The following is a 16,286-nucleotide window of genomic DNA, read 5'->3' as shown; positions in this document are numbered from 1 at the left end:
GACCTGCGCGGCAGCGATAATGGTGTGGTGCCAAAAGATCTCGTGCTGCTCGACAACCTGACGCTGGAACAGTCCTCGGTAGTCGCGAACAACGCGATGAACCGCGGCCGAGGACTGTCCGGCGTGAACAGCTACACCCGCGAGTTGGGATTCGATCCGTTCGAGATACTCGCCCAACGCCTACGCGCCGACCCGACCGCTGACGTCACCGGCCTCACTTACGACCGCCGCCGACACCAGATCCGCGGCCACGGCCACCTCGATTTCGCGGCCACCTACCTCGGCGCCGACCCCGCCTCAGGCCCCGGATACACCGGCCAACCATCAGTGATGTCGTACTACGACTGCTAGTTCTGGCATACGGGGAAAGCGGCGGCGGGGTGGCAGTGGGCGGGGCAGGCGAGGAGGTAGACCTGGTTGCCCAGCATCAAACCGTCGTCGAGGCCCTCTCGCTCGACGGATTCGTTGACGTATTCGTAGAACTCGAAGCCTTCTGGGATTTGGCAGAGGAAGACCAGGTCCGTGCCGCATGCGCAGCGGTGGTGTTCGGGGGCCTGCAGCCAGATCGGGGCACCGCCCACGCCGAAGCTCGCGTCGTCGGCCGCGACCTTTGTCAGGGTCAGGCGACGCGGTCGAAAGTAGGGGTCAGGGCTCGGCATCGGTATACCGTTGCGCTGCAGCAGGATCCGCCAAAACGCTAGATCGTTGTGGGGTGGTTTGTCCCAGAATTGCTCGGGGAGTTGTTCTTCGGATGCGTAGCTCGCGTCGGGTTCGTCGGGGCATTGGAACACCAACAGTTGGTCGCCGCCGAAGTGGGGGATGTCTGCTGGAACAGTTATCTGGAAGAACAGGGCCATCTGTGTGCCGCATCCACACGTCGGCCACGGCTGTGTCGCGTCCAATAGCGGCCATCCCCCGATGGTGTCCCGGTCTCCGGCTTCTGCGGCGTGCTCGCTGACGTTGATCGCGTAGGTTGTCTTCGCATCCGAACTCACCCGTCAAGGGTAGTGGTCGGCTGTTGCAGTTCGCACCGGCGAGCATTCGCCGAAATCAGTGCTCGCAGAGGTCGAATTCTCGCTCGTACAGGTCGTTGTTGTGTTCGTCGACGAAAAACTTCCGCTCTTGCATCAGCTGCGCGCGGAACTCCTCGGCTTGGGCCGCGGTCATCGTCGACGTGGGCGACCACGGTTGTTGGGGTGCGATGTCGGAGGTCGAGACGATCGTGACCGAGGGGTCGACCAGGAAGAACGCGAGGATCTTGCGGTGGCCGTTTCTGGTCGGGTCCTGCAGGCGGAACGGTGCGACGCGGTGTTGGAGGATGTTCGGGAAGGCCACGCAGCGGCCTGCCTTCGCCTGCACCGATCCCAGTTCTTGGTTGAGGGCGTCCTCGTTGTCGAGGCCGTAGACCTCGAGCATTCCGGTGCCGTCGTTCTGGTCGTATTCCGGGTCGTCGACGGCCGCGCGGAAGCCGAGCATGCTGTCGGTGATGTTGTCGGTGTCCCAGTAGTAGATGCCGGTGGCGACGATGCGTTCGTTGAGCATGGCTTCGACATGCCATGAGCCACCCGGGTATTCGGGCTTCTCGGGCGTGAGGTGGATGTTGGCCAGCCGCACGATCACCTGTAGCCGGCGGCCGTTGAGGTCGACCCGGACGGTGTCGTCGACGGGAGTCGGGGGCTCGAAGGTCGCAGCGTCGGGGATGGCCGGACGGCGGGTTTCCCACCAGTGGTCCATCACCTCGTCGAAACCATCCCGTGTGTCTTCGTCGGCGTCGTCGGGCAAGGTGGGTTCGGTATCGTCGTACCAGGTGAAGGGGTCGGCCTGAATCCGCGCAGGGCGGGGCTGGCGGAGATCGGTCAGCACGTTCGCCAGCAGGGGGAGCATGCGGGAAAAGAGTTCGGGGAGCACGGATTCGAGTGTGTGATGCCGGGCTGGATCGACATTGTTCACGTAGGAGCGGAAAGTGACGGCACCGTCGTCGGTGACGTCGACATCGGTGGGCAGCCACTGGAACTTCTGCGAGTACGCGTACGGGGCGTCGGTGGTCGCGGGGGTGAACCAAGGCGCGTCGGCGGGTTGGCTGACACCGCGCACCAGGCAATACAGCGACGGGTGGACGAGGTTGCGCACCTGCTCGTTCGAACCCGGATGCCAATCCTGTTCGGTCGCGGGGACCTCTTCGATAGCCCGCGCGGCATCCCGCAGGCGAGCCCGCAACGTGTCGTCGATCAGCGTGTCCGACTGCCACACACCGTCGACTGCGGACACCTCGATCCCGGTCGACTCGTCGCGCAGCGCGGCGTAGTAGCCCAATTCATCGAGGACGTAACGAATTTGGGCATCCGTCAATCCTTGATCGGCGGCTTCGCGACTCCAGCGCGCGACAATTTCGGCGTCGTTCATCTTCCGCTGCCACTCGGGTTTGGCCCGGATAGCGGCGCTCAATCGCATCATCTCGAGCTCGCGCACTGTTCGGATCGGCGCGACAGACACCAGATGGGCAACGCGAAAGGGCAACGGAAAAGGGGACGGCTTGCTCACCTCAGGCACCCTGCCACAGCTTCGCGGCGAAGACACATTCGCTCACGACGATCAGAGACGCGGATCGGTAGGCACGGATTCCATTGCCAGGATGGCGAATACGAGTTCGTGGATGCGCCACAACGGTTCGCCGGTCGCGACGGCGTCCAAGGCTGCCAGGCCGAGGGTGTGTTCGCGCAGGGCGAGGGTGCGTTTGCGGCTGAGGGTGCGGTCGCGAAGGCGAGTGAGGTGTTCGGGGGCGGTGTAGTCGGGGCCGTAGATGATGCGCAGGTATTCGCGGCCTCGGCATTTGATGCCTGGTTGGGCGAGTTTGCCCTTGGTGCGGTGGGCAAGGCCGGCGTGGGGCTTGATGACCATGCCTTCGCCGCCTGCCGCGGTGAGGTCGAGCCACCAGGTGGTGGCTTCGGCTTCGGCGACTGGATCGGACAGGTCGACGATGCGGTGGGCGGTGGGGCGGAAGGTTTTCGGGTCGGCGGCTACCAGGCGGTCGCTGATCGCGAGGTGCCAGCTGTGGTCGCGGTCGGCGTAGGTGGCGCCCTCGGAGGCGAGGAGGGCGAAGGGGGCGATCTGGACGCCGTCGAGACCTGTTGTCGGCCAGCAGTATTGACGGTAGGCCTTCGTGAAGGCCGTCGCGTTGTCGGCGCGGGCCGCTGTGCTGTCGCGCAGGGCGCCGAGGTCGAGGCCGCGGGCCATACCGGCATCGAGCGCGGCGACCGCGGACGGGAGCGCCGAGCGGGCGGCGGCACCGGCGGCGGCGTACTGCGTGCGGATCAGTCCGGTGGCCTTGGCGGACCAGGGCAGCAGTTCACAATCCAGTAGCAGCCAGTCGGTGTTCAGTTCGTCGAAAAGTGGTGCGGCAGCCGCCCGTACACGAGCGAGCAGGGTTTCGGTCAGGGTGGAATCGTTGAAGAAGGACCGGCCGGTGCGGGTGTAGATCGCGCCGGTGCACCCGTCGCCGACCCCGAAACGGGCGGCAGCCTGATCGCGGCACACGAGCACCACGGCCCGCGAACCCATGTGCTTCTCCTCGCACACCACCTTGTCGACCCCGGCCGCGCGATAGTCGGCGAAGGCCTCGGTGGGATATTCGAGGTGGCCCTCGACGCTAGAGGTGGACGGCGGCGACATGGTCGGCGGCAACCACAGCAGCAGGCGCGGGTCGATGGCGAACCGGCTCATCACTTCCAGTGCGGCAGCGGAGTTCTCGGCGTCGACGATCACCGTGCCGTGCTCGGTGCGGATGTGCCTGCGGCCGGTGACGTCGGCGAGATCGAGAGTCTCGTTGTCGCGGGTGGATTCGGCGACGAGCGGTTTGATCGGCTCGTAGTACACCTGTGCGGCCGGAACCGCGACGAAGGTCTTCTCCGGGTAGCGCATCGCCGTCAATTCGCCGCCGAACACCGCGCCGGTGTCGAGGCAGACGGTGTTGTTGATCCACTCCACCTTCGGCGTCGGCACGTGGCCGTAGACAACCGTCGCCGCACCGCGATAGTCACGCGCCCACGGGTAGCGCACCGGCAAACCGTATTCGTCTGTCTCCCCGGTGGATTCGCCGTAGAGACAGAAGTCGCGAACTCGTCCGGAGGCGCGACCGTGGTACTCCTCTTTGAGCCCGGCGTGCGCGACGACGAGGCGCCCACCGTCCAGTCGCAAGTGACTCACCAGATCGTGAATCCACTGTGCGGCGGCCGCGACGAATTCCGGTGTCTCACCGTCCAATTGCTCGAGCGTCTCCGCCAGGCCGTGCGACACCGTGACGTTCTTGCCGCGCAATTTCCGCAACAGCTTCTGCTCGTGATTGCCCGGCACGCACAGGGCATTGCCACTCGCGGTCATCCCCATCACCAACCGCAGCACGCCGGGCGAATCCGGCCCACGGTCGACGAGATCGCCGACGAACACCGCCTGACGACCCTCCGGGTGCGTGGCATCGACAGGTCGACCCTGCTCGTCGCGAACCAGCGTCCAGCCGAGTTCACCCAGCAACGTTTCCAATTCGGCGCGACAGCCGTGCACATCGCCGATGATGTCGAACGGGCCGGTGAGTTCGCGCCGGTCGTTCCATGCCTTTTCATAGGTGATCGTCACATCGGACGGATCGCTGACGACATGCACCTTGCGGAAACCCTCACGGCCCAGTTCGCGCAATGACCGCCGCAGATCCTGGCTCTGCCGCTTCAGAACATTGCGTCCGAATGTGCGGTCGGTGCGTCCCTGAGTCCGTTCCCACGCAACAGCTTCGGGGGTATCGATGACGATCGCCACCGGAAGCACGTCGAAGGACCGTGCCAGCGCCACCAATTCGGCGCGCGCGTGCTTCTGCACATTGGTGGCGTCGATGACGACCCGGCGACCGGCGCGCAATCGGATACCGGCGATGTGACCGAGCGCGTCGAAGGCATCCTTCGTCGCGGACTGGTCGTTCTCGTCATCGGCGACCAGGCCGCGGAAGAAGTCCGACGACAGCACCTCGGTGGGCTTGAAGTGCTCAGCGGCGAAGGTGGACTTGCCGGAACCGGAGATGCCGATGAGCGCGATGAGCGACAGTTCGGGGAGGTCGATGTTCATTTACGCGGCCTTCCGGAACAGTGCGAGCTGGGTGGGGGAGCCGGTCGAAGGGTCGTGGTCGCCGACCGGGCGGATATCGACGGTGTAGCCGAAGGTGTCGGCGACACGGGCGCACCAGGCGGCGAATTCCGCACGGGTCCACTCGAATCGGTGATCATCGTGACGGTGTCCGTCGAGAGTTTCGTAGTTCACGTTGTATTCCACGTTCGGCGTCGTCACGATCACCGATCCCGGTGCGGCATGGCCGAATACGGCGCGTTCGAGGGCGGGCAGCCGGGACTCGTCGACGTGCTCGATCACCTCCATGAGCACCGCCGCATCGAACCCTTGCAGCCGGTTGTCGTGGTAGGTCAGCGCCGACTGGATGAGCTTGATCCTGGCCCGCTGCCGGTCCGACATCCGCTCGAACTTCAAGCGTCGCTCCGCCATCGAGAGCGCGGCGCTCGACACATCGGCACCGACGATCTCGGTGAATCGTGGCTCGGCCTGCAGCGCCAGCAGCAAAGCACCTGGGCCACAACCGAGATCGAGCACGCGCGAGGCGCCGGTCTCGGCCAGCGCCGCCAGCACGGCCTCCTTGCGCAGCTTCACCAGTGGGGTCTTGCGTTCGGCTGCTTCGACGCGTTCGACTGCGTCACCGGGGATTTCGGCATCGTCGATCACTTCGTCGACCGAACGCAAACGTTCCAGCGCGGACAGGGTGAGCGTTCGTCGACCGGCCAGGTACCGGCGCGCGATCAGTTCGCGATCAGGATGCGTGCCGAGCCAGCCTTCACCCGCGCGCAACAGCTTGTCGACCTCGTCGGCATCCACCCAGTAGTGCTTGGCGTCATCGAGCACCGGCAGCAGCACATAGAGGTGGTTGAGCGCCTCGGCCAGCCGCAACATCCCGGTCAGGCGCAGGTGGGTGTAGGGCGACGGGCCCCACTCCGGGAACTCCGGATCCAGCGGCTCCGACGTGGTCGACACCGTCCAGCCCAGCGGCGCGAACAACCGCTCGACGATCCCCGTGCTACCGCGACACGGCAGCGCGGGAACTTCGATCTCCAGCGGAATCGCCGTGTCCGCCAGTTCGGCGCGATCGCGACTCGTCCCGTTCAACGCCGACCGGAACACCTTGCCCAAGGCCACCGACAGCAGGCTCGACGCCACATACGGCCGATCGTTGACATAGCGTCCCAGCGCGGAACCGTTGTGCCCCTTCGACGGTCGCGCCAGCTCCACGGGATCGACCTCCAGCAGCAGCGCGACCGTGCACCGGTCGACATCGGCGTGTGGATAGAACACGTGGGCCGTGCCGCCGGTGGTCGTGAACGACTGCACGCGGTCGGGATGCTTGACCACGAGGTATCCGAGGTCCGTCGCCGGGGTGTGAGTCGTGGAGATCGTCAAGAGCACTTACCGATCCTGTCACGCCTGGCCAGCGAATTTCGCCAGGATCAGACGAACCCGAACGACGGCGGGATGGCGACGATCACGATCGCGGCCCAGAGGCCGTACACCGGGAGGTAGTTGGTTTGCCAACGTTCCAGATCGGCGAAGCCCTTCGTTCCGCGGAGGAATCTGAAGCTCAGGTGTGCCGACCACACCAGGTTCACCAGCAACACCACGTTCAGCCCGAGGGCGACCACCTTGTTCGGGGTGGAGCCGAACTCCGCGATGCGGGTGAGCATGGCGGCCAACATCAGCACGTCCACGACCAGCGCCGTCACCACCAGCAACAGCTGTAGGCGGTCGAAGAAGCCGGGCCGGGCGAGCGGGTCGCGGGCGGAGATCGTGTAGAGGAGCAGGCCGAGGACCAGCACGAGGATCAGGTCCATCTGGATGAGCAGCTCGCGGTCGATGTTCGCCAGGCTGCGGGTGGACGCGAGGGCGATGAGCAGCGCGAACAGCATGACGATGGTGAGCGGGGTGAAGACCCGGGTGAGCACCGGCGCGATGTTCTCCACGACGTTCTGTTTGGCCTCGACCAGCCAGGCGGCGACGATCACCGCACCCGCCACCCCGAACGGGAGCACCCAGTCCTCGATGATCGGTTCGATGGTGACGTCGAGGGTGTCGAACGCGGCGACCGTGAGCCCGATCAGCACACCACCGCCGAGCGCCAGCAAGGTGAGGTAGACGAACCACTCCCCGGTGAACCGGATGAAGTCCATCCGACGCCGTGCGGACCGCCAGTCTCCGCCCGCGTAGGCGAGCCCGACCGCGAACCACAGCAGGATCGGCGCGTGGATCCCGGCGATGATCTCGGTCGCGCCCTCGGGCTCGAACGGATACAGGTTCAGCACCAGCGCCGCGAGTGCGAACGGCACGACCAGCACGGCGGCCACTCGGGCCGAAACCTGCCGCTTCCATGCGAAATATCCTGCGAGGAACGGCAATACGAGCAGGCTGATGTTGAGTCCCAGCGTGGATCCCTCGAGCCAGGTGAACCCGGCTTTCAACGCGAGCGCCGCGCCGACCGCGAGTCCGAGCACCACCATCAGTTCCCGTTTGCCCTCGCCACTGTCGGACTCATCGGGCACGAGAACCAGTTGCTTCCACAGTCTTTCGGAATGCTCGCGCGCGAACTCCCGCGAGATGGCATCCACGCTGCCCATCCGTTTGACCGCGACCAGGAACGCCTCGTCATCGGCGAGCCCCGCGTCCTGCAGCGTCGAGATCCGTTCGCGCAGATGGTCTTCCATCTCGTCGACATCGGCGACCGATATCGCGCGATGACGCTGGACGTAACCACGCCACTGGTCGATGAGTGCCTGCAACTCCATCACGCCCATCCTTTCGCCGCGAACGGCTGTGTGCCGTCGCGCCAGACCTGCTCCAGTGCCGCGCCGACCACGCGCCACTGCGCCTGTCGTTCGGCGAGCGCGGCCAGGCCCGAATCGGTGATCAAGTAGTGCTTGCGTCGGCGTCCACCCTCGGAAACTCGCCACGTCGAGGACACGTGTCCCTGTCGTTCCAGTCGGTGCAGCAGCGGGTACAGCATCCCGTCGGTCCACTGCATTCGTCCGTGTGACAGCTCGTTGACCTGCTCGAGGATGGCGTAACCGTAGGACTCGCCCTCGGCCAGAATCCCGAGCACCAGCGGCGTCGCCGAGGCGGCTACCAGGTCCTTGTCTATGCGCATCGCACTCCTATACCTAGAACATCTAGGTAATAACCTAGCACCTCTAGGTATCAGGGTGATGATCTCGCACCCTAGGGTGAGAGTTTCGTTTTACGGCCTAACGGCTGCCGCGAGGGCCCCGATGAAGTCAGCACAGACGCGCTACAGCGCGTAGGGGACACAGAATCGAGGAACCATGAAGAACGCAGTTCGGATGAGCGCACTGGTCGCCGTCGCCGCGGCAATGGTCGCAGGATGCACTGACGAGAGTGGTTCCGGCACAACGACATCGACCTCACGCTCGACGGCCGCGTCGTCGACGGTGCGCACCTCGGCGCCGGTGGTCGAACCGCCCAGCGCGATCGAGCCCGCTCCGCAACCCGGCGCCACCACCGCACCGGAGGTCGAAAAACCTTCGGCCACTGGGGTTCCCGAGGTTATCCCGGTACCCGATACCACCGCCGCGCCCGCTCCCGCGCCCGCGAACAACATCAGCGGCCCGGGGCGCTGCATCGACACGGGTTCGACCGGCGTGCAGAACGCGCTCGCGAGCCTGCCCGGAAGCTGGGTCGCCGGTCAGGCCTCCGCCAATGAGCCGGGCATGTGCGGTGAGCTGCTGTGGGTGCGCGCTATCGGCGGCAATTCGGCCGGAGCTCCGATTCACGTGCTGTTCTTCCACGACGGAAAGTATTTGGGTACAGGAACTTCCGAGCCGTACGCCTTCACCACGGTGACGGGTTCGAACCTCACCTCCGCGACTGTGCAATACCGCTGGTTGGCCGGTGACGAACCCTTCGCCGCGCCCCAGGGTGGTCCTGCCACGATCACCTACTCGTGGAACGGTTCGAATGTCGTGATGAGCGGTCCGCTGCCGACGGAAGTCACCCAGCCGCACCGCTGATCCACGCATGAACGAGTCGCCCATTCACGTTGCGTGAATGGGCGACTCGTGTGTCAGCCAGTCGGAGTAGGCGTCGTCGGAAGCTGATGTCGGAGTCGGCGCGGTTCAGGGAAAAAATCAGCGCTCCGGGTGCAGCACGAGCACCGTGATCTCGCTCGGCGCGAACACCCGCAGTTGCGGACCCCAGAAGCCGGTGCCGCGGCTGGTGTAGAGCTGGGTGTTGTTCGCGTGTCGGCTCAGACCGGCGACCACCGGCTGATCGAGGCGGACGAGATAGTGGAACGGCCAGATCTGGCCGCCGTGGGTGTGGCCCGAGATCTGCAACGCAACCCCTGCCGCGGCGCTGTCGAGGATCTGTTTGGGCTGGTGGGCCAGCAGGACCACGGGTACGTCGGGGGCGCCGGTCAGCGCGGCGGGCAGGTCGGGGCCGTGACCGGGCAGCCCGACACCGGTCGGGTCGTCGATGCCGGCGATGACGAGCCGGTCGCCGTCGCGGGTGAGGACGCTGTGCTGGTTGTGCAGCGGCTGCCAGCCGAGCGAGGCCATGTAGTCGATCCAGCCCTGCGCGTCACCGAAATACTCGTGATTACCGGTGATGTAGAACCGGCCCAGCGGGGCTTCGACCTTGCCGAGCGGATCGACCTGGGCCTGGCGTCTCGCGACCGAACCGTCGGCGAGATCACCTGCGTGACAAGCGATATCGGGTCGCTGCGCATTGACCACCTCGACCACACGCTCCGACCACCGCTGCCGGTTCAGTGCGGCGTAATGAGTGTCGGTGACGACCACGACTCGCAACCCGTCCAAACCTTCGGCCAGCCCGCGAATCGCGACATCGACCGTCCGCACCCGCGGCACCCGCCGCGCCTCGAACACGCCCCACCCGATCAGCACCGCCGACGTGACCAGCACCCCGACCGCCACGATCTGCGCGCCGTCGACCCCGGCCACCGCCAGCGCGCCCCGCGCGAACACCCCGATCACCGACCAGGAGAACACCACCCACACGACCCCGAGCAGGGTGTCGCCGACGATCACCGCCGGGTCGGACTGCGCGGGCCCGTGCCCGAGGAACATCGCCAGCGGCAAGCACACCGCGCCCGCCAGGCAGATCGCCGTCCCGATCCAGAACAGTGCCCCGCTGCCACCGGTCGGTGCCGAGACCAACATCCACCACGGCAGCCCGAACATCAGCGCGGGGACCAGCAACAACAACATCAGGCGTACGGCGAACTTCACGGCGGTCCCGTTCTGGGCAGGGCGGCCGGGCGCGGCCACGAATCGACTTCCAGCGTAGCGCTCGGTCCGCAGCGACCATGTCCTAGAACCCGCGGACCTCGGCTGATGAGGCAGAGCTATCGGTCGCTGGAACGAAGCGGGCTGTCTCACTGCACAATTGGATACGCCCCAGGAGTCAGGGGCGCGCTATGCTGCCCGGCAGGCCCCGTTCGCAGGTTTCCTACCGCAGCGGGTGGAGTGGGGACGCGGCGTGGCCGCATATAGCGAAAGGTCTGAACACCGATCATGCGTGGCGTAATCGTGGGAGGGGCGCACCAGCGCCGACACCGATCCGGGCTGTTGCGGCGGGCCATGGCCGGTGCCGTGGTGGCGGTGCTGCCGTTCGGTGCGACGATGGCGCCCGCGGCCGCCGATGCCGACCCGTCCGCCATCGACTTCCGGGTGGACACCTCGATGGGCGAGATCAACACCAGGATCATCCGGGCGGCCGACGGCAACACCGATCGGGTGGTCTATCTGCTCGACGGCGAACGCGCCGAGGACGACCTCAACGGCTGGGAAAAGCACACCGATATCCCCGCGAAGATGGCGAAATTCAACATCAACGTGGTGATGCCGGTCGGCGGGCAGTCCAGCTTCTACGCCGACTGGGAGCAGCCGAGCAGCTTCAACGGCGTCAACCCCGACGGCTCGATGCTGCCCAGCGCCGACTCCGGCTCTGCCATCGGCGGCTGGGAGGACACCCAGGGCAAGACCACCAAATACATGTGGGAAACCTTCATCACCGAAACCCTGCCCGAAGCCATGAAGTCCCGCCTCGGCTTCAGCTCCACCCGCAACGGTGTGGTCGGCCTGTCCAGCGGTGGCAGCGCGGCGATGCTGATGGCGGCCTACCACCCCGAACAGTTCACCTACGCGGGCTCGCTCTCGGGCTACCTGCACATGTCGATGCCCGGCATGCGTGAGGCGCTCGGCGGCGCGATGATCGCCAGCGGCGGCTACAACATCGAAGCCATGGCACCCGCGGGCAGCGAGAAGTGGATGCGGATGGACCCGTACGGCTTCGTAGACAAGCTGATCGCGAACAACACCCGCCTCTATGTCTCCGCAGGCAGCGCCAAGCCCGCCGACCAGGACCTGTCCTCGATCGACGCGATCACCCAGGGCATGCCCCTCGAAGCGATCGCCCTCGCCAACACCCGCTCGTTCGAAAAGCGTATCACCGCACAGGGTTACGAGAACGTCAGCTACGACTTCCCCGAAATCGGCATCCACAACTGGGGCACCTGGGAACAGGTAGCCATTCGCCTCATGCCGGACATGGCCCGCAATATCGGCAAGCCGCTGCCCGCCGGCGCGACACCCCCCGGCGGCGGCGCTCCGCCCGCCGACGGCCCCCCGGCTGGTGGACCGCCCGCCGGTGGCGAGCCGCCGAAATAACCTGCGCCCCAACCGAACTGCCGCCATCCTGCTGGACAGCGGCAGTTCGGGCGAAAAGCTGACAGTTGACCTTGACGCTGCGTCAGGGTTGGAGGCTTGCCGCATGACGAACAACCCGCCTTCCACCGCCCGGCTCCGCCGAACGCTCCTGATGCTCGCCTTGCCAACGGCGCTGCTGGCCTCCGCTTGCTCGACCGGTGCCGCCGCGACCGAGCAGGATTCCCTACGTGGTCAACTGCGAGAACTGCTGGACCGTCAGGAGATCCAAGCATTGGTCGATCGCCTGACGGCCGCCGTCGACGAAGGCCGTTTCGATGCCTTCACCACGATCTACACCGCAGACGTGACAGCCAAGTCGCCTGGCGGCGAGGCGCGGGGACGTGAAGCCGTGATCGCGCTGGCCAGCCGGAATTACTCGAGCGAACGGCACGAGTCGCATTACATCAGCAATGTGCAGATCGACCTGGAGAGCGACCGGGCAGCGGTCAGGGCGAACACTATCTTCACGATTTTTCCGACCGTTGCCGTGGCGGGCAGGATGGCGCCCGAACCCCTCTTCACATCGGGAGGGCCCTATCGATTCGAGGCCGTCCGCACCACCGAAGGCTGGCGATTCTCCCGCGTCGAAACCCAACCTCTTTGGTCCACAGGCACTCTGCCGACCTGATCCGCCGCTCAGCACGGTTCGGCGTAGTCGATGATGTCGGCTGGTCACACCGCGGAAGTGCGGCCCGCGGTGTGACTCCTCGGTTGGGGCGGGTGACTATCAGGTCGGGCTCAGTCTCGAGCTGCCGTAGCACCCGCGGTTCCGCTGACAGAGCGACTGACGGGGCACGGCTCCGGCGCGCATCCAAACCAGGTGGGCTGTCGCCGTGCAACGCACTCTTCTGCCGCCACCCGCGCGTCTCGAACCGGCCACCGCATGAGCGTGGAAGATCAACGGGCCGTGCAACTTCCGGCCGCTGGGTATTCGCGCTCATGCCGATTACCGCGCATGTGTCGCTGAAATCAGGTCGGCGGGTAAGTTTGCGCTGATCTATGTTGGCCGACAATCGAACTGACACTTCGCTAGATTGAGGTCGTGACCCTGCAACACCGTGTGGTAACGACAGTGCAACGGTACATCGGTAACCCGATCCTGGGTCGGTTGCCGGTTCAGACCTTGCTCGAAACGACGGGGCGTAAGAGTGGTCAGCCGCGGATCACGCCGATCGGTGGTCGCCGAAGCGGCAACTCGTTCTGGCTCGTTTCCGAGTTCGGCGAGAAGTCCCAATACATCCGAAACATTCAGGTGGACAACCGTGTTCGGCTGCGTATTCGTGGTCGGTGGTACTCCGGTACCGCTCACTTGGTGCCCGGCGACGATGCGCGAGCTCGGCTGCGCGAGCTGCCGCGGGCCAACAGTGCAGTCGTCCGAGCGTTCGGCACCGATCTGCTGAGCGTTCGCATCGACTTGGACTGAGCTGGGCGACCTCTCGTACCACCGTCCGAAGCATCCGCTTCTGCCGATGGGCGAGTGTCGGTGCCGCTGGTCGATGTCCGAATCGGATGGCGGACGCTGCTTCTCAGCGGGCGCTGGGCCCGTCGGTGGCGTAGTCGGCAACGACATGCTGAGGTTGCAGGGGCCGCCAGGTCACCGGTACCTGGCGCATCAGTAGCGCACAGTCGAGTTCCGCGCTGCCCGGCGGGAACCGGTCCGGGTCGTCGAAGGTCGTGGACCGAACGGATCGGACGTCGACGGGCTCGACCTGCCATGCGTCTGTTCGGAGCTCGAGCCCGTCCAGACGTCGGCCGCCTCGGGTGGCCGAGAATCCGGCCGAGCCCTGCCTGAAGAACTCCGATGCCTGCCCGAGATCGGCGAACAATTCGCTGCCCTGGAATCGCTCGGTGGTCCGGACGTCCACACTCACGGAGATGGTTTCGTCGCGGGTGCGGTAGGCGACGTGGAGGTCCTGTGCTGTTTCGCGGACGTCGAACCGCGCGGCATTGTGCTCGCCGGGAAAGAGTCGCCCACCGGCCAGAACGTTGATCAGCGAGCCGCTGTCGCGACGTGCGATATATACACCGGTCGCGGGTCCCTGCGGGCCATCCCATTCGACCGCGATGCGATGCGCCGCGTTCTCGGTACGCAGTCCGGCCCAGCCGGGTAGCGCACTGGGCCGGAACTGTCCGAGGCGGATCAGGCAGATGCCGGCGACCGCCCAGCCGTTGACCAATTGCGGTCGCATTGTCGGCGGCATCAGGGTTGCGGCGATCGCGGGGTCGACTCGGTAGTTCACAAGCAGGCGTCGTTCTATGACGCTGGACATTCGCGGTGGTCTCATCCGAGTTCCTCGTTCTTGGTGTTGCGGGCTCTGCGTTGCCTGACGATGACCTGTTCGGGGCAGATGACGCTCAGAAATCTGCCGACGCCCAACGCCAGGCGCTCCTCGACCAGCGAGTAGAAGATTCGATTGGCGTCTCGGCGCTCCCGGACCAGCCCGGCGGCTTTGAGCACACCCAGATGCCGGGAGATCGAGGGGCCACTGATCGGGAATCTCGCGGCGATGTCACCCGCGGTCAACTCGCCGGAGCGGAGGTCCTCCAAGATCTGGCGGCGCGTCGAATCGGCCAGCGCGCGGAATACTCCCGCTTCGTCGGCAGGGGCGATCTCGGTCATGTTTGCAATTTAGCACTCTAGCTAAATAGCGAACAAGGGCTGCGACAGGCGGTGTCGACAATGTCACCCGTCATACCGCCGCCTGACGAGCGCGCACCGGTGGCTCAAATAGATTGGGACGCAACCGATCTTGAAGTGTGCCGGTTTCCGTTATGGGACCATCTGTGTCGGTTGGGCACCCGCTGGCCAGAAGGAGGCAGCACAATGTTCGACGAGCAAGCCACATCCAATTCGAAGGGTCCGGCTCTGGTCACCATCGGACACACGGCTCCCGACGGGGACGGAACAACCGCCTTCACCGCGAGCGATGGCACCGCCATACCCGCGGCAATCGTGGTCGTGCACGCGTCGGGAAACCTCATCGCGCAGTACACCGCAGGCCCCGCCGAAGGTGCTGCGCCTGTGCGTCAAAGCCGGATCGAACTGGACGAGTCCGGCGGTTACGAGCTGACCGTGGCCATAGATCCCGAAGAAGTGGATAGGTAGAGGCGCGAACCGAAACCAGTCGCGAGCTGAGCGCCGCACGGTCATGCCGATTTCCGTGCGGGGCATACCCGTATCCGTGGGACTAGTCCGATGCGCTCCCGAACAGGAGCAGTCCGTGACGGTCGTCGTTGAGCACGATGTATCTGAAGTCCCAGAACACGGGATATCCGGGAAGGCCGGCAAAACCGCCGGTGTAGATGACTGAACCCGGGCCGATGGATATTTTCACCGATGAAACCGAATGCAGTCCACCCGCGTATGTGCGGGCCCTCGACGCCTTGAATGCCCGGAGGCCGCGACCCGCGCGATTCGGTGCGAACGCACGACAAATGCCGCGTGGCACTGGGACAAATTGCTGTAGGGCTGGACAGCGCGTTGTTGTGCTGGAAACCGGAGAGCAACCGGCAGTAGCACTGTAATCTTCTGCTGCGGTCGATCATTCGGTCCGAAGCTGCACGTATCCGTGCTGTTGGAAGGGAAATAATCCATGGCTGAGATCCCACCCCCACCGACGATCACCAGTCCCGCCGAAGGCGCTGTTGTCGACCGGCGGTCCACGATCGGCGGCACATGCCTGCCCGGCGCGACAGTAAAAGTGACAGCGAAAACGAAAAACATCCCTCTGCTGGGGCTCGGCACCAGCGTCGGCACGCCACCGGAGGGAATCACCGCCGATGTATGGGTCGTGCGGGATTTCTCCGAGCTGGAGGCGGACCCGGGGCAGGTGCGGCTCTCGGTGACGCAAACGACCGCGAACGGAACCAGCGTGGAGGCTACCCGCATTTTCACCGTGCGACGCCCCTAGGCGGGGTCGAGTCGATGCCGCCTATCGAGCGGTCACGAACGTCCGCATCCAGGCCGACTACCGTGCACCGGCGGTTGGATCACGCGAGGCGCAACCGATTCCAAGATCAGCATCACTGTGGGACCTTCTGTCGCGGTCGGTATCAGCCGACCAGGAGGAGGTGTTGCGATGTCTGACGAGCAAGCCACACCCGAAGTCACTGACCTGGGAGAGATCCCGCCGACCCTCGCCGTGGCCGAGGTATCTGCTGCCACAGATGCTCGCAACAAGCTGTTGCAGGCTATCGGGCAAGAAGCGCAGTACGTCTCCGGAAAGTCTGCCGGGCAGGTGGTGGTCCAGACTGGCGATGCGGCCGCTTCGGCCAGAAGCGTGATCACTGGGACGAGCCAGACCATGCGTTTCGAACCGGCCGGCGCCGCAGAGGGCCTCCACTGTTGCAGGACGGGCGCGCGGTGGATACATTGACGCCGTGATTCTTTCAACTGGGAAGGGCGTCGTGCGCCTCAGTCGGTGATTCCCCGCAGGGCCCAGAACTCCGGCG

General features: G+C 65.4%; 17 protein-coding genes. 8 read left to right on the top strand and 9 right to left on the bottom strand.

The window, feature by feature from the left end; all coding sequences use genetic code 11:
- Positions 1 to 27: 27 nt before the first annotated feature.
- Positions 28 to 351, top strand: a complete 324-nt coding sequence (locus tag ACFW6D_RS05045) for a hypothetical protein (RefSeq protein ID WP_379324868.1) — start codon at positions 28 to 30, stop codon at positions 349 to 351.
- Here ACFW6D_RS05045 and ACFW6D_RS05040 read toward each other — a convergent pair.
- From ACFW6D_RS05040 to ACFW6D_RS05015, 6 genes are read right to left on the bottom strand one after another with little or no spacing between them, the layout of a single operon-like run.
- The gene (locus ACFW6D_RS05040; RefSeq protein WP_379324866.1) at positions 348 to 995 is read right to left on the bottom strand and encodes a hypothetical protein; all 648 of its coding nucleotides are present in this window, start codon (positions 993 to 995) and stop codon (positions 348 to 350) included. The genes ACFW6D_RS05045 and ACFW6D_RS05040 overlap by 4 nt on opposite strands.
- Positions 996 to 1,050: 55 nt before the next feature.
- On the bottom strand, positions 1,051 to 2,541 hold the full coding sequence (locus ACFW6D_RS05035) for a DUF4246 domain-containing protein (protein ID WP_379324864.1): 1,491 nt from the start codon (positions 2,539 to 2,541) through the stop codon (positions 1,051 to 1,053).
- 51 nt (positions 2,542 to 2,592) lie between these two features.
- The gene (locus tag ACFW6D_RS05030) at positions 2,593 to 5,109 is read right to left on the bottom strand and encodes a polynucleotide kinase-phosphatase (RefSeq protein WP_379324862.1); all 2,517 of its coding nucleotides are present in this window, start codon (positions 5,107 to 5,109) and stop codon (positions 2,593 to 2,595) included.
- A complete protein-coding gene (locus ACFW6D_RS05025) occupies positions 5,110 to 6,507 on the bottom strand; it encodes a 3' terminal RNA ribose 2'-O-methyltransferase Hen1 (protein WP_379324860.1) in 1,398 nt (465 codons plus the stop codon). It lies immediately after the preceding gene.
- A gap of 41 nt (positions 6,508 to 6,548) precedes the next feature.
- Complete coding sequence (locus ACFW6D_RS05020) at positions 6,549 to 7,886, bottom strand: permease prefix domain 1-containing protein (protein ID WP_379324858.1); 1,338 nt, start codon at positions 7,884 to 7,886, stop codon at positions 6,549 to 6,551.
- A complete protein-coding gene (locus tag ACFW6D_RS05015; protein WP_379324856.1) occupies positions 7,877 to 8,236 on the bottom strand; it encodes a PadR family transcriptional regulator in 360 nt (119 codons plus the stop codon). Before ACFW6D_RS05015 ends, ACFW6D_RS05020 begins: the two co-directional genes overlap by 10 nt.
- A gap of 175 nt (positions 8,237 to 8,411) precedes the next feature.
- Here ACFW6D_RS05015 and ACFW6D_RS05010 point away from each other — a divergent pair, with 175 nt between their 5' ends.
- Positions 8,412 to 9,116 carry an LppP/LprE family lipoprotein gene (locus tag ACFW6D_RS05010; RefSeq protein ID WP_379324854.1) on the top strand — a complete coding sequence of 235 codons (705 nt, stop codon included), beginning with the start codon at positions 8,412 to 8,414 and terminating at the stop codon, positions 9,114 to 9,116.
- A 117-nt stretch (positions 9,117 to 9,233) separates the two neighbouring features.
- Here the strand turns inward: ACFW6D_RS05010 and ACFW6D_RS05005 are convergent, their stop codons facing one another.
- On the bottom strand, positions 9,234 to 10,334 hold the full coding sequence (locus ACFW6D_RS05005; RefSeq protein ID WP_379325051.1) for a metallophosphoesterase: 1,101 nt from the start codon (positions 10,332 to 10,334) through the stop codon (positions 9,234 to 9,236).
- 372 nt (positions 10,335 to 10,706) lie between these two features.
- Between ACFW6D_RS05005 and ACFW6D_RS05000 the strand changes: the two genes are divergently transcribed.
- From ACFW6D_RS05000 to ACFW6D_RS04990, 3 genes are all read left to right on the top strand, one after another.
- Entirely contained in the window at positions 10,707 to 11,795 is a 1,089-nt protein-coding gene (locus ACFW6D_RS05000) for an alpha/beta hydrolase (RefSeq protein ID WP_379325049.1), read from the top strand.
- A gap of 103 nt (positions 11,796 to 11,898) precedes the next feature.
- Positions 11,899 to 12,462: a nuclear transport factor 2 family protein gene (locus tag ACFW6D_RS04995; RefSeq protein ID WP_379324852.1), complete on the top strand. Its 564-nt coding sequence runs from the start codon at positions 11,899 to 11,901 to the stop codon at positions 12,460 to 12,462.
- Positions 12,463 to 12,882: 420 nt separating this feature from the next.
- Positions 12,883 to 13,257, top strand: a complete 375-nt coding sequence (locus tag ACFW6D_RS04990; RefSeq protein WP_379325047.1) for a nitroreductase/quinone reductase family protein — start codon at positions 12,883 to 12,885, stop codon at positions 13,255 to 13,257.
- Positions 13,258 to 13,360: 103 nt separating this feature from the next.
- Here ACFW6D_RS04990 and ACFW6D_RS04985 read toward each other — a convergent pair whose 3' ends face one another.
- Complete coding sequence (locus ACFW6D_RS04985) at positions 13,361 to 14,119, bottom strand: DUF2071 domain-containing protein (protein WP_379324850.1); 759 nt, start codon at positions 14,117 to 14,119, stop codon at positions 13,361 to 13,363.
- Positions 14,116 to 14,454 carry a metalloregulator ArsR/SmtB family transcription factor gene (locus ACFW6D_RS04980; RefSeq protein ID WP_379324848.1) on the bottom strand — a complete coding sequence of 113 codons (339 nt, stop codon included), beginning with the start codon at positions 14,452 to 14,454 and terminating at the stop codon, positions 14,116 to 14,118. Before ACFW6D_RS04980 ends, ACFW6D_RS04985 begins: the two co-directional genes overlap by 4 nt.
- A gap of 204 nt (positions 14,455 to 14,658) precedes the next feature.
- Between ACFW6D_RS04980 and ACFW6D_RS04975 the strand changes: the two genes are divergently transcribed.
- The 3 genes from ACFW6D_RS04975 to ACFW6D_RS04965 all read left to right on the top strand — a co-directional run bounded on the left by ACFW6D_RS04975 (position 14,659) and on the right by ACFW6D_RS04965 (position 16,210).
- The gene (locus ACFW6D_RS04975; RefSeq protein ID WP_379324846.1) at positions 14,659 to 14,940 is read left to right on the top strand and encodes a hypothetical protein; all 282 of its coding nucleotides are present in this window, start codon (positions 14,659 to 14,661) and stop codon (positions 14,938 to 14,940) included.
- 487 nt (positions 14,941 to 15,427) lie between these two features.
- Positions 15,428 to 15,745: a hypothetical protein gene (locus ACFW6D_RS04970; RefSeq protein WP_379324844.1), complete on the top strand. Its 318-nt coding sequence runs from the start codon at positions 15,428 to 15,430 to the stop codon at positions 15,743 to 15,745.
- A gap of 168 nt (positions 15,746 to 15,913) precedes the next feature.
- Complete coding sequence (locus ACFW6D_RS04965; RefSeq protein ID WP_379324842.1) at positions 15,914 to 16,210, top strand: hypothetical protein; 297 nt, start codon at positions 15,914 to 15,916, stop codon at positions 16,208 to 16,210.
- Positions 16,211 to 16,286: the final 76 nt, after the last annotated feature.

The sequence above is a fragment of the Nocardia sp. NPDC058705 genome (assembly GCF_042749305.1).
Lineage (GTDB): Bacteria > Actinomycetota > Actinomycetes > Mycobacteriales > Mycobacteriaceae > Nocardia.
This window is presented reverse-complemented; position numbering and strand designations above follow the sequence as displayed.

Excerpts from the sequence above, each read along its gene's own strand:
- ACFW6D_RS05030 (WP_379324862.1), bottom strand. The coding sequence starts at position 5,109 with ATGAACATCGACCTCCCCGAACTGTCGCTCATCGCGCTCATCGGCATC.
- ACFW6D_RS05020 (WP_379324858.1), bottom strand. The coding sequence starts at position 7,886 with ATGGGCGTGATGGAGTTGCAGGCACTCATCGACCAGTGGCGTGGTTAC.
- ACFW6D_RS05015 (WP_379324856.1), bottom strand. The coding sequence starts at position 8,236 with ATGCGCATAGACAAGGACCTGGTAGCCGCCTCGGCGACGCCGCTGGTG.
- ACFW6D_RS05010 (WP_379324854.1), top strand. The coding sequence starts at position 8,412 with ATGAAGAACGCAGTTCGGATGAGCGCACTGGTCGCCGTCGCCGCGGCA.
- ACFW6D_RS05005 (WP_379325051.1), bottom strand. The coding sequence starts at position 10,334 with ATGTTGTTGTTGCTGGTCCCCGCGCTGATGTTCGGGCTGCCGTGGTGG.
- ACFW6D_RS05000 (WP_379325049.1), top strand. The coding sequence starts at position 10,707 with ATGGCCGGTGCCGTGGTGGCGGTGCTGCCGTTCGGTGCGACGATGGCG.
- ACFW6D_RS04995 (WP_379324852.1), top strand. The coding sequence starts at position 11,899 with ATGACGAACAACCCGCCTTCCACCGCCCGGCTCCGCCGAACGCTCCTG.
- ACFW6D_RS04985 (WP_379324850.1), bottom strand. The coding sequence starts at position 14,119 with ATGAGACCACCGCGAATGTCCAGCGTCATAGAACGACGCCTGCTTGTG.
- ACFW6D_RS04980 (WP_379324848.1), bottom strand. The coding sequence starts at position 14,454 with ATGACCGAGATCGCCCCTGCCGACGAAGCGGGAGTATTCCGCGCGCTG.
- ACFW6D_RS04975 (WP_379324846.1), top strand. The coding sequence starts at position 14,659 with ATGTTCGACGAGCAAGCCACATCCAATTCGAAGGGTCCGGCTCTGGTC.
- ACFW6D_RS04970 (WP_379324844.1), top strand. The coding sequence starts at position 15,428 with ATGGCTGAGATCCCACCCCCACCGACGATCACCAGTCCCGCCGAAGGC.
- ACFW6D_RS04965 (WP_379324842.1), top strand. The coding sequence starts at position 15,914 with ATGTCTGACGAGCAAGCCACACCCGAAGTCACTGACCTGGGAGAGATC.